Annotated in this window: 12 protein-coding genes; 4 read left to right on the forward strand and 8 right to left on the reverse strand. The window is 74.1% G+C overall.

From position 1 onward, the window contains the following. Positions 1 to 6 precede the first annotated feature (6 nt). Positions 7 to 393 (reverse strand): hypothetical protein, encoded by a 387-nt coding sequence (locus ACIQWR_RS12495; protein ID WP_404007398.1) that lies wholly within the window; start codon positions 391 to 393, stop codon positions 7 to 9. 136 nt (positions 394 to 529) lie between these two features. Next, positions 530 to 868: a hypothetical protein gene (locus ACIQWR_RS12500; protein WP_404007401.1), complete on the reverse strand. Its 339-nt coding sequence runs from the start codon at positions 866 to 868 to the stop codon at positions 530 to 532. Between ACIQWR_RS12500 and ACIQWR_RS12505 the strand changes: the two genes are divergently transcribed. Further along, complete coding sequence (locus ACIQWR_RS12505; protein ID WP_404007404.1) at positions 867 to 1190, forward strand: hypothetical protein; 324 nt, start codon at positions 867 to 869, stop codon at positions 1188 to 1190. The genes ACIQWR_RS12500 and ACIQWR_RS12505 overlap by 2 nt on opposite strands. A 135-nt stretch (positions 1191 to 1325) precedes the next feature. Here the strand turns inward: ACIQWR_RS12505 and ACIQWR_RS12510 are convergent, their stop codons facing one another. The 4 genes from ACIQWR_RS12510 to ACIQWR_RS12525 form a co-directional block, all read right to left on the reverse strand. Then, positions 1326 to 1886: a hypothetical protein gene (locus ACIQWR_RS12510; protein ID WP_404007406.1), complete on the reverse strand. Its 561-nt coding sequence runs from the start codon at positions 1884 to 1886 to the stop codon at positions 1326 to 1328. Between the two features lie 3 nt (positions 1887 to 1889). Continuing rightward, on the reverse strand, positions 1890 to 2969 hold the full coding sequence (locus ACIQWR_RS12515) for an SCO0930 family lipoprotein (protein ID WP_404007409.1): 1080 nt from the start codon (positions 2967 to 2969) through the stop codon (positions 1890 to 1892). A 177-nt stretch (positions 2970 to 3146) separates the two neighbouring features. Further along, a complete protein-coding gene (locus ACIQWR_RS12520) occupies positions 3147 to 4595 on the reverse strand; it encodes an NADH-ubiquinone oxidoreductase-F iron-sulfur binding region domain-containing protein (protein WP_404007411.1) in 1449 nt (482 codons plus the stop codon). Then, complete coding sequence (locus ACIQWR_RS12525) at positions 4592 to 5779, reverse strand: hypothetical protein (protein ID WP_404007414.1); 1188 nt, start codon at positions 5777 to 5779, stop codon at positions 4592 to 4594. The genes ACIQWR_RS12520 and ACIQWR_RS12525 overlap by 4 nt, the downstream gene beginning before the upstream one ends. A 355-nt stretch (positions 5780 to 6134) precedes the next feature. Between ACIQWR_RS12525 and ACIQWR_RS12530 the strand changes: the two genes are divergently transcribed. After that, positions 6135 to 7301 carry a PucR family transcriptional regulator gene (locus ACIQWR_RS12530; protein ID WP_404007416.1) on the forward strand — a complete coding sequence of 389 codons (1167 nt, stop codon included), beginning with the start codon at positions 6135 to 6137 and terminating at the stop codon, positions 7299 to 7301. Positions 7302 to 7457: 156 nt separating this feature from the next. Here ACIQWR_RS12530 and ACIQWR_RS12535 read toward each other — a convergent pair whose 3' ends face one another. Beyond that, a complete protein-coding gene (locus ACIQWR_RS12535) occupies positions 7458 to 8852 on the reverse strand; it encodes a DUF1996 domain-containing protein (protein ID WP_404007419.1) in 1395 nt (464 codons plus the stop codon). Positions 8853 to 8866: 14 nt separating this feature from the next. After that, entirely contained in the window at positions 8867 to 9595 is a 729-nt protein-coding gene (locus ACIQWR_RS12540) for a DUF4142 domain-containing protein (RefSeq protein ID WP_404007422.1), read from the reverse strand. Between the two features lie 272 nt (positions 9596 to 9867). Between ACIQWR_RS12540 and ACIQWR_RS12545 the strand changes: the two genes are divergently transcribed. Both ACIQWR_RS12545 and ACIQWR_RS12550 read left to right on the forward strand, forming a co-directional pair. Further along, positions 9868 to 10500, forward strand: coding sequence for a hypothetical protein (locus ACIQWR_RS12545; RefSeq protein ID WP_404007425.1), 633 nt, complete (start codon positions 9868 to 9870; stop codon positions 10498 to 10500). Positions 10501 to 10579: 79 nt separating this feature from the next. Further along, entirely contained in the window at positions 10580 to 11254 is a 675-nt protein-coding gene (locus tag ACIQWR_RS12550) for a DUF6445 family protein (RefSeq protein ID WP_404007427.1), read from the forward strand. Positions 11255 to 11303 lie beyond the last annotated feature (49 nt).

Raw genomic sequence — 11303 nt, forward strand, 5'->3', positions numbered from 1 at the left:
AGCCGCTCACCGCTGTTCGTTCCCGTCGCCGGTGACCGCCTCACCGATGCCACCGGCGGCAGCGACACCCCGCTCCCCCGGAACGGGCGGCCCGGCGGGCGGAGCCGAGGGCGGTACGGACGCCGGGGCCGGCACCGACGGAGCCGGACCGCGGAAGCGGTTGGCGTCGCCGGTCACGGCGCGTCCGATGCCTTGGCCGGACTGCACCGAACGACTGCCGGCCGCCGTGGGACCGGTCCGCGCGGGCCGGGTCAGCCCGTGCACGGCGAGAGCGACGCCGCCGACGCCGGCCACCGCTCCCACCACGCTGGCCACGCTGGCCACGCGGTCCCCCGTATCCAGGTCCACCACCAGCGCGACGAGCACCAGGCCCACGGCCACCGCTGCCGACACCGCGCAGACCGCTCGCCAGATCCACCTGTTCCCCCGACCAGCCATCCCCGCCACCCCTCTTGGCACACCGTCACCAGTGCGTCCCCACGAGTGTCCAGCCTCAACCACGGGTGCACCAACCCGTGGGAGACACCCCCTAAGGAAGGTAGACCTCGTCCAGGGTGTCGATGACCCCGCCGGCGCCCAGGTGGTACCGGAAGGGGAGGCCGGAGTTCGGGTGGGCGACGAGCCACGCGGTGAGCTCGTGCACCGTGACCGGCTTGCTCGCGGAGCCCGCGAGGATCGGGGCCGTCGCGGTGATCTTCGCGGTCTCCGCGAGCGGGAGGTACGTCTCCACGCCGACCGGAGCGAAGGGCCCTCCGGCCGCGCCCGGCGCGCCGCCACAGGTCCAATTGCCGTACCTGACGATGAGGTTGTGCGATCCGCCCTCGGGCGTGTAGCGGTAGAGCGCGATGGTGTCCGGCGAGATCGGCATGACGTGGTCGCAACTGGGCTTCGGGGCGGCCGGGGTGGGCTTCTTCACCGGGGCGGCGCTCGCCGACGGCTTCGGCACGGACGACACGGACGGTACGGGCGACACGGACGCGGACAGCGTCGGCGCGGCGGGCCCGGGCGGGGTGGCGCCGGGCTTCGCGCCCGGCGCCGCCCCGGCGGCCGCCCCGTTGTCCTGGCAACCGGTCAGCGCCACCACCCCGCACACGGCGAGGGCCGCCCACGCCCCGCTGGTCCGTCTCCGGCTCCGTACTGCCCGCATGGTCGTCTCCCTCTGCCGTGCCTGCGCGTCGGCAGCACCGTAGCGAGCGGGATCCGGCCCTGGGGGCGGCCGGATCCGCATCGTCACCGGCTCGGGATCACGTTGTTGCGGAGTACGGACGTACCGACGTACCGACTTACGGACTTACGGACTTACGGACGTGCCCGGCCGCAGCGCGTCAGGAGTGCCCCGCGTGCGAGGGCGGTACGGACCCCCCACCCGCGGGGTCGGAGGACGCCGGGGCGGGGGAACCCGGTTCGGGGGACTCCGCGTGGGAGCCGGTGTGGGCGGCGCCCGAGCGGATGGTGCCGCCGAGGTGCTCGCGGGCCGGGGCCAGGGCCTCGGGCGAGGCGGCGGTGACGACCCAGCGCTCCCCCACGAGGTAGGTGCCGCCGTAGGCCTGCGATTCGGCCAGCCAGGCCGCCTGGCCCGCGTCCGCGGTGAAGGTGGCCATGCGGTAGCCCTCCTTGCCCGCACCGCAGGCGCCCTCGCGCAGCTCGTCCGCCTCGACCGTCACCTCCGCCGTGCAGCCGAGGGCCGCGGCGAGCTCCTGGATCGTGCGGGATCCGGACCCGGCGGGAGCGGCGGGAGCGGCGCGCGCGACGGGCGCGGAGGACCCTTCGTGCGCGGCGGACCCTCCGTGCGCCGTGGGCGCACCGCAGGCGGCGCACAGGAGGGACAGGGACAGGGCGGTCGCCGCGAGGAAACGGCGGCCGGTGGAGCGCGGCGGGTTCGGCACGGATCAGCCCGCCGCCGGGGCCTTCTTGCCCGCGTCGGTGACCGCGAACCAGAGGCCCTGCTTGTTGTGCCCGTTGGTCTGGCCGGGCGCGGTGTCACCGGTGAAGGTGTAGACGGGCCAGCAGTCGATCGTCAACTGCATCGAGCCGTCGGGCCGTTTCACCGATCCGACCAATGCCTCGGGAATTCCGTTCACCTTCTTCTTGTCCACCGCCGCGGCCGGCTTCCACGTATCGAGACAGGCACCGAGGCACCCGAATTTCATCGGCCAGGCGCTGTCCTTGTTGAATCGATAAAGGGTGCGGCCCTGTCCGTCCACGAGAATGTTCCCGAGTTTCGCGTCCTTCGTGACGGAGAGTTCCGCGCCCTTTTGGTCCGCACCGCCCTGACCCTCGCCCTGCTGGTCCGCGCCCATCTGACCGGCGCCCATTCCCGCCATGGTGGAGCCGTCCGCCGGCTTCGCTCCCGCCCCCTTCTGGTCCACGGCCTTCTTCCCGTCGGCCGCCAGCGCGTGCCAGGTGCCGCCGACCCCCTCTCCCTTCGCCTCGCCCGCCTGGGTGTCCTTCGCGTACCGGTACACGGGCCAGCCCGCGAGGGTGAGCTGGCGGCTCCCGTCCGGCCGGACGACCGCGCCCAGCAGGTCGGCCGAAATGCCCGCCGAGGCCGTGGCATCGTCCGCCGGAACGGCGGGCCAGGTCGTGGCGCAGGTGCCGTCGCAGGCGGACTTGGGCGGCTGGGCGGTGTCCTTGTCGAACCGGTAGAGGGTGGCGCCGGCCCCGTCGGTGACCACGTTGCCCACCGACTGGATCGCCCGTACGGCCAGCTGCCCGGCCGCGGCGCCCTTCGCCCCGGCGGCGCTCCCGGAACCGGCGGCCGGGTCCGCCGCGGAGTCCGCTCCGTATCCGGAGCCCGATCCGGAGCCGTACCCGTCACCGTTCCCGTTGCCACCGCTCGGGGATTTGCTGCCGGCCGGCTGAGCCGCGTTCGCCGTACGGAAGTTCTCCGTGTCGCTCCCGCAGCCCGCGGCCAGCAGCACCACCGCGGCCACCGATCCCAGCATGACCCCACGACGCTTGTTGTTCACGATTTCTCCTTCTGCCGAAGACATCCGGTGAATAGGGATGGTGAATGGGGGTGAAGGGGGCCCGATGAAGGGGACCGACGCTTTCACGCCCTGTTCCATTCATAGGGCCCGTGGACCCCCGCACCTTCGAATCTCCCGGAATTTGTCAGATCGCGCCAAAGGGTGAACTGCCGAGAACTACTCCTGAATACGGAGAGCGAGCGCGGGACAACGCCGCACCGCGCGCAGGGCCTTCGGGCGCAGTTGCACGGGGACCTCCATGACCCCCTGCGCCGGATAGCCGTCGCCGTCCAGCCGGACGACGTCGGGCAGCAGGTCCACGCACAGGCCGTGGCCCTTGCACAGGGTCCAGTCCACGACGAGGCGTTCGGGGTTCGCGTCGGCGGGCAGCGGCAGGGCGCCCAGCACGCGGCGCCCGCAGCCGCTGCCCACGGCGTGGTCGCGGAACTCGTCCGGGAAGACGGCGAGCGCCGAGGCCACGAAGGACGACGTGCCGTCGGGGTGGCTGCACGCGCCGCGGCGGCGCACCGCCCGCATCCGGGCCTCCACCGCTTCGAGTGCGGCCCGTCCGCCGCCGGCCACGAGGTCGGAGACGGCTCCGGCGAGCGAAGGCAGCCCCCGGACGCACGGGCCGCACTGTCCGGCGCTCTCGTCGGCCATCCAGCGCACCACCCGGGCCACTTCGCCGGCCGGGCAGGTGTCCTCGGGCAGCGGCAGCACGGCGCCGGCGCCGAGCACCGCGTCGTACGCGGCCAAGGACTCCCGGGAGAGCGCGGCGGACAGCGCCGCCCCCGGGGTCAGCCAGCGGCCGTGGAAGCCCCCGACCAGGACGCCCTGGCCGGGTCCCGTTCCGCACAGCCCCAGTACGTAGGCGAGGGAGGTCCCCGTGGGCACCTCCACCACCGTCGAACCGGCGACCGTCAGCAAGATCGTGCCCGGTTCCGCGGGGAGCCCGACGGACCGGTAGTCCAGTGCGCCGAGCCGGGCGGCGACGGCGAGCTGGGCGTAGGTCTCGGTGTTGGACAGCAGGGTCGGCAGGCCGCCGAGCCCGCGTTCGCTCGTGCGGACCTTCTGCCCGGACGGGAGGGCCTTGCCGCCGTCCAGCCCCGCGATCAGGGCGGTCCCCTCGCCCGTGACGAACCGCTCGGGCAGCCGGGTGACGCGGATCCGGCTGCCGGTGGCGCCGCGTTCGGCGACGGCGGCGCGCGCGGAGCGTTCCACGTCCTCCCGGGTCACGCCGACGACCACCTCCTCCGCGCCCAGCGCGGCGGCGGCGAGCAGGGCGCCGTCGAGCACGAGGTGCGGGGCGTGCAGCCACAGCGCGGCGTCCTTGAGGCAACTCGGTTCCCCTTCGGTGCCGTTGACGACCACCGCGGTGCGGCCCTCGCGCCCGCGGGCGGCGCGGGTCACGGCCCGGAGCTTGCGGGCGAAGGGGAAGCCCGCCCCGCCCCGCCCGCGCAGGTCCGTGTTCTCGGCCAGGGCGAGCAGTTCGTCGGGGCGGTACGGGGGCGGGCTGCCGTGTACGGCGAGGTGGCCGCGCCGGTCGAGCCGCTCCGCGACGTCGAGCCCGGCCAGCAGCCGGGGGTGCCCCACGCAGCCGAGGGCCGGGTGGGGCGCGTACGTCACTGCCGGCCCCGGAATCCGTCGAGGGGTCCGACGGGCCGTTCGGCGTCCGCCACGAACCCACTGACACCGAACACCGGTTCGTACGGCTGTGGTTCGGGCCAGGGCAGTACGGGCATCGGAGCCGGCGCGGCCCGGCCCGCCACCACCGGCGCGGCGGCCATCGTCGGGGTCAGCGGTGCGGGAGGCGCCAGCGGTGCGGGAGGCGCCAGCGGCGGGGCGGGCGGGGCCAGCGGCGGGGCGGGCGGGGCCGGGGGCCCGACCCGCACCTCCTGCGGGAGTCCGGGCCGGTCCGGTTGGCCCGCGAGGCGGGCGGCCAGGCGGTCACCGGGTCGTTCCGCGGGCTGGTGGACGAACGAGCGGGTGGCAGCGGGGCCTTCGCCCGGGGCGGGGGCCGCGGGCGCCGGGGCGGCGGCCGCCCGGGCGGGCTGGGCGGGCTGGGCGGGCTGGGCGCGCAGCCGGCCGCGCAGCCGCAGGGCGAGCACGCCCGCGACCGCGATCAGGCACAGGGCGTACGCGACGGTCACCCACCCGCTGGCGGGGCGGCCCGACTTGAGCCCGTGCACCAAGGAGGCGCCCCAGGCCGGGTAGGCACCCATGTGCAGCGCCCGCCACCACATCGACCGGCCCTTGGTGGCGAAGGCGCTGCGCACCGCGCCGGAGACCGCGACCGCCACGAAGAGGTACCCGGCGAGCGTGCCCAGCCCGATGAGCAGGGCCTGGTCGGGATCCGCGAAGGGGACGACGACCGCGGTGGCGGTGGTGTGCGACTCGGCGACCTTGACCCAGACGTGCAGGGCGAGGAAGCCCAGCCCCGCGACGGCGAGGCCGCGGTGCGCGCCCTGGGCGGCGAGCCGGTGGCCCGAGGCGAAGAGGGTCCGGTCGGTGGCGGCCAGGCCCCACAGGACGGCGGAGGTGAGCGAGACGAGCGAGAGCACGCCCGCCCCGTAGTCGAGGAAGTCCCACAGGTGGGACAGGGCGCCCGCCTGGGCGGCCACGCCCAGGGAGACCAGGGCCGCGAGGGCGGCGGCGGCCAGGGCGCCGGGGTGCGCGCCGCCCCGTGCGGAGAGCAGGGGTGGCCGTCGCAGGGCGCGGCGGCCGACCGCGGCGGCCGCGGCGGCGCCGGCGTGGCGTCTGGTGCGGAGGGCCCGGTGGGAGCGGGGCGCGCGGATCTGGGACAGGGGCATCGAGTTCTCCCATACGCCAGGACCGAGCACTCCACGTCACGCGCTCGGCGCCCGGGGTGATCGTCGGAACTGCTCGGCAGCGGGCGGCAGATGGGTGCCTCGCCGACCGGGAGCGGGGGCCGGAGTGCATGAGCATCGTGGAGCTTCGCAACGTCTCCACAGGATTTATCGAAACGTGACAACTTCTGGTGCCCACAGCGTCATCGCATCGAGTATCCCCGGAAGATTCCCTTCCAGTGGTGCGGATGTGACCGGGTTGACGCCCGGTTCGCCGCTACACAGGGGGAGGCGGGCCCCGACGGGGCGTGCCACCCTCCCACGGGACAGGCCGTACCCCGGCATGAACGAGGTAACAATGTGCGAACTTCTCAACCGCATCTGGTCCCGCCCGCGCGGCGAATGGACCCGGGTCCTGCGAAAGGAACTGCCCGCCCTGGCCGCGGGCATCATGGAGGAACTCCGCGACGGGCTGCCGGAGTTCTCCACGCTGGTCGAGGACCTCGGCGACGACGTGGTCAGACAGCAGGTGGAGGCGGCCCTGCTCACGGTCCTCGGTTACCGCGAGAGCGCCACCGGCACCTGCGGCGGCGAGGCGGAGCCCGATCAGGGGGTCGCGGACCGGCAGGACATCACGGAGCGGCCCCGGATCCCCAAGCAGCGCGACGACGAGCCGGGTGCGCGAGCCCCGCGCCCCGCTCTGTCCGCCGTGCCCACCCAGGGCTCCGGCAACGCTCCCGACCGCGCGCGGCGGGAGCTCTTCGCCGTCCTCACAGGTGACATGACCATGGCTGACGTGCTCCTCGACGAGCTCGCCGAGGCCGCGCACTGGCCCCTGCCGGACAGCGTGCGCGCCGTCGTCCTGGCCACCCCCGGAGACACCCAGCAGCTGGCGTCCGTACTGGACGACGGCCTCGTGGGCATGGTGGGCGGCCAGCCGTGCCTGCTCGTCCCCAGCCCCGAGCCGGACGCCCGGGGCGCCCTGGAGGGCGCCCTGCGCGGCCGTTTCGCGGCCGTCGGCCACCCCGTCGCCCTGCGCGACAGCGCTTCCTCGCTGCGTTGGGCACTGCGGCTGCTGGCCCTCACCCCGACCCGTGCGGGACTGGACGCGCGGGCCGTCTTCGTGGACGACCACCTCTCGACCCTGTTGCTGCTGCAGGACGAGCCCCTGGCGCACGCGCTGGCCGCGCGCTGGCTGCGGCCCCTGAACGACCTCACCCCCCGCCAGAGCGAGCGGCTCGAAGTGACCCTGCTGGCCTGGTTGGAGGGCGGCGGCGCGCCCGAGGCGGCGAAGGCGCTGAGCGTGCACCCGCAGACCGTCCGCTACCGCATGCGGCAGCTGGAGAAGCTCTTCGGCCCCGGGCTGCGGGACCCGCGCACCCGGTTCGAACTGGAGATGGCCCTGCGCAGCCGCCGCCTGATGGCCCAGGTCCGGCGCCAGCACTCGCGCGTGGGCCGCAGGGCCCGCACCGTCACGGCGGACTTCCGCCCGCTGGACGTCATGGCCCGCGTCAACGGCCTCTGACCCGAACTCCCGACCCCTCCCCCACCCACGGGCTCCGGCCCCTCCCCCGCCCGTACGGCGGAGGAGGGGCCGGAGCCGCACTCGGGACGGCGCTGGGGAGGTGGAGGGGGACGCCGCCCCGAGGGTCTGGTGCCCGCGGGACCCGGGGGCCGCGGGTCAGCGGCAGGAGCGCCCGCCGTTGATGCAGCGCACCGCGTTCGCCATGAGCCCGTCCGACATCACGTTGATGAAGTCGCCGTGGTCGGTGACCGGCTTGTGCAGCTGCTCCGGGAAGCTGTCCACCGCGAACCGCGAACCGGCCGGCACCCCGTAGACGATCCGCTGGACCAGCTGCGGGATCGCCTTGAACCCCGCGGGGCAGGCCCCGTTGGCCCCCGCGAAGGCCACGTGGGTGCGGTGGTTGGCGCTGTCGGTGTTGCGGCCGTCCCAGCAGCTCTGGAAGGTGAAGGTCCGCACGACGTCACTGCCCTTGGGGCAGATCGGGTACTTGTCCTTGAGCTGGCGGTTCTCGAATCCGGTGCAGCTCCAGGACGCGTTGGCGTTGGCGACGCCGTTGGTGAAGGCCTTGGCGTCGCCGGTGATGATCCGCAGGAACCGCGGCATGGCCGTGACCTTGGCGGCCGGGCTGCCCTTGAAGTCGGTCGTCACCTGCTTCGGCTTCAAGATCGTGCCCACGTTCGCGTCCTTGCCGCCGCCGGGCGCCTGCGCGTCGCGTTCCGCCCGGCCGTCGCGCAGCCGCAGCACCGGCCAGTAGTAGGTGGACTGGTCGCCGTTGGTACAGGTGGTCCCGGCCGCGGCCAGGCTCTGGTTGGTGGAGAAGGCGTCCGTGGTCTTGTTGCCGACGTAGTCGTGCATGTGGTGGGCGCCGTTGCCGACACCGGGCGCGACGATCACGTTGTCGGGGTTCAGGTGGCGGTTCTCGTTGCGGCCGCAGTTCACGGCGAGGGAACCGGTCGAGGCGCGGGACGAGGGCGCGGGGGTGCGCACGTTCGGACGGACGGTGTTGATCGCGACGAAGTCGCTGCGCGCCGGGCCCCCGCTGCCCGCGCCGCCCTTGCGGGCCGCGTCCTGGGCGTTGCCCCCGGCGTCCGCGGCGGCCCGGGGTTCGTCCGCCGGGTCCGCGGCCGCGGCCTGCTTCATCACGCAGGATCCGAGCGCCTCCAGCCCTTCGGGGCGGGCGGAGGCCCGGCCGAGCGCGTCGGTGAGCCGGCCGATGGTCGTACCGCGCTGCTGCTTGAGCGTGCCGAGCAGGGCGTCGCCGCGGGCGCGGCCCGAGGCCAGCTTCGTGTAGGCGTCGGCGACCTGGGCGTCGAGCTGGGCGAGGTTGTCGTCGACCTCCGCGCGGGCCTGCTCGGGGACGGTGCGCAGCTTGTCGCCTACGTCGGGGCAGTCGATGGTGGCGGTCACCGGGGCGCTCCGGGTCGAGTCCTGGCCCGCGGAGGCCTGCTGGGTGACGATCACGACTCCCCCGCCGCCCAGGACGAGGGCGCTGGCGAGGGCGAGGGCCTTGTGCGTCGGCCTCAGACGGCGTTTGTGGCCGTTCTTGCTCATGCGATCACTTCACTTCACTTCGTCGGTCGGGGGACCTGGGAGGGGGAAGGGGTGGGGGCGGGGGTGGCATCGGCGAGCCCGTCGAAATCGACCAGCCCGCTGGCTTCGAGGACCGAGATGTGGTCCAGCACCGTGGTGTTGGCGTCGGTGGCGAGCTGGCGGACCATGGAGTTGCGGGTCTGCGCCCGGATCTGGGCCACCAGGGCGAAGACCTTGCCGTGCGCCCGGCGCAACAGCTGGACGAAGAGCCGCTCGTACTCGGCGCCCTGGGCGCGGTCCAATTGGCCGAGCCAGCCCTGCTGCTGGTCGCTGGGGCGGTCGGGCAGGTCGATTCCGAGGGCCTCGCCCACCTCCAGGACGCGCCGGTCGAGCTCGGTGTGGCCTTCGACCAGGTGCTCCCCGGCGGTGCGCACGGCGGGCCGGGTGCCGCGCTGTTGGGCCTGGCGCCCCGCGGGCAGCTCCCACAGTCCGGCGAGCCGCACCTTGCGGACGAAGTCCCGGTCCTGGGGGCTCAACGGACCGAAGGCCGTGCTCAGGGTCCCGGCGCCGTCGTCGTCCGCGGCCGGCGCTTTGGCGGACGCGGCCGCGGCCGCCGTGGCGGCGTTCTTCCCGCCGAACTTCTGTACCGGGATCAGCAGGGCGACCAGGGTGAAGGCGAGGGCTCCGATGACCACGCCCGTGCCGATCACCTGGCGCGAAGCGCGCGACATGCCGGCGAGGGACGAGCGGCGGAATGACAGCACTGTGCCTCCTTGTGCGGGTCCGGGAAGCCGCGCCGTGTCTGCCTGCGGCGCGGTGCTCCCGGGTGCCAAGGGACGCTAGGCGAGTTGGGGGGCCCGTACGGAAGGGCCATCACGAACGGACAAAGATCCGGGCGTCCCCTCGGGCGGATGGTACGGTTCCGCCCGGCCGCCCCCGGATCGCCCGGGCAATCCGACCGTTCGCAACTCCTGTGCCACGACGCATGGTTGAGTGGGATCGAGCCTTGTGGAAGCCCTGTGACAGGAGACGCGCGATGCGCCGGTACGGACCCGCCCGCCCCGCCCTCACGGCCCTGGCGGCCCTCGCGCTCGCCCTCGTCACCTCGGGCTGCGGCGGCGGCGACGGGGCGTCGAAGGAGGTCTCCCAGGAGGGCAAGGGGGGCTATCCGTGGGTGGCCACCGACGAGATCTGCAACGCCCTGCCCTACGGGAAGCTGACCGACCTCCTCGGCAGCCGCGAGGAGGTCGCCGACCGGGCCAAGCGGACCACTGGCGGCGCCCCCGGCTTCACCTGCACCCAACCGCTGGCGGAGCGCGGCGCGGTCACCTACGGGGGCGTGAAGGTCGAGGTGGACTTCAGCTTCACGGAGGGCGTGGACTTCGCCAAGCAGGTCTTCGCCACCGGCCGCAAGGACACACCCACCACCGTGCCGGACGGCCATCTGGTGGAGGTCGCGGGTGTCGGCCGGGAGGCCATCCGGTTCGGCTACGACAAGCCGACCGAGCTGCACCAGGTCCGGGAACTCCAGGTCAGGGACAGCAACTTGCTGCTGACCGTGGTGCTCACCGTGGACGCCCGCCAGCAGCCGACGTCCGAGAGTCTGGGGAAGCTGGACGCGGCCGTCGACTCCTTCGCCCGGGGCGTCCTGGACGCCGTAGCGAAATGACCGTACATGAACAACCCTTGACGCAAGGTTGACGCTCCCTTCGACCGCCCCGGCCGCCCCGGCCGTTACGGTCCCTCCCATGTCCACACGACCGACCGCCCTCCCGGTCCTCCCCTACCGCAAGCCCACCCGCGGCCGCGACTACTGGGTCCTGGACGACGTGCTCGCCGACCCGGACGCGGTCCGGGAGCGCGCGCTGGCCAGGGACGACTGGACCGAGGGGTACCCCCACAAGCCCGAGAGCTGGCCCGGGCTGCGCGTCATGCCGGGGCTGGACCCGGGCGAGCTGGAGCGGGTGGAGCGCCTGGTCCGCAAGGCCACCGGCGCCCGCGAGCTCTGGGCCGAACGGCCCGCCGGCGGCGGCACCTTCAACCACAACTGCGTGCAGGTCGTCGGCGCGGGCGAGTGCGAGCCCCGCCCGCACACCGACTCGCGCAGCCTGTGCCGCTACGCCGCCGTGCTGTACCTCAACCCCCGCGTGCCCAAGGGGTGCGGGACCAGCTTCTACCGCCAGAGCCTGCCCGGCGGGGTGCTCGGCGGCAACCAGGTGATCGCCCCGCACAACACCCTGGTCGACGCCCTGGGCACGCGGTTCGTCGCGCCGGACTCCTTCGTCCCCGACGTCGAGGTCCCGCACCGCGCCAACCGGCTGCTGCTCTACTCCGCGAACATGATCCACAGCGCCACCGACTACTGCGGCGCCACCCTGGAGGACAAGCGGATGACCGCCGTCTTCTTCTGGAAGGCGGCCTGACCCCGCCCGCACGGGTGCGGGCGGGAACGGGCGACGACGGTCACGGCAC

This window comes from Streptomyces sp. NPDC098789 (assembly GCF_044759975.1).
Classification (GTDB): Bacteria; Actinomycetota; Actinomycetes; order Streptomycetales; family Streptomycetaceae; genus Streptomyces.

Bases quoted from the DNA above. Each gene is read 5' to 3' on its own strand.
- ACIQWR_RS12505 (WP_404007404.1), top strand. From the start codon at position 867: ATGACGTGGTCGCAACTGGGCTTCGGGGCGGCCGGGGTGGGCTTCTTC.
- ACIQWR_RS12500 (WP_404007401.1), bottom strand. From the start codon at position 868: ATGCCGATCTCGCCGGACACCATCGCGCTCTACCGCTACACGCCCGAG.
- ACIQWR_RS12525 (WP_404007414.1), bottom strand. From the start codon at position 5,779: ATGCCCCTGTCCCAGATCCGCGCGCCCCGCTCCCACCGGGCCCTCCGC.
- ACIQWR_RS12530 (WP_404007416.1), top strand. From the start codon at position 6,135: ATGTGCGAACTTCTCAACCGCATCTGGTCCCGCCCGCGCGGCGAATGG.
- ACIQWR_RS12535 (WP_404007419.1), bottom strand. From the start codon at position 8,852: ATGAGCAAGAACGGCCACAAACGCCGTCTGAGGCCGACGCACAAGGCC.
- ACIQWR_RS12545 (WP_404007425.1), top strand. From the start codon at position 9,868: ATGCGCCGGTACGGACCCGCCCGCCCCGCCCTCACGGCCCTGGCGGCC.
- ACIQWR_RS12550 (WP_404007427.1), top strand. From the start codon at position 10,580: ATGTCCACACGACCGACCGCCCTCCCGGTCCTCCCCTACCGCAAGCCC.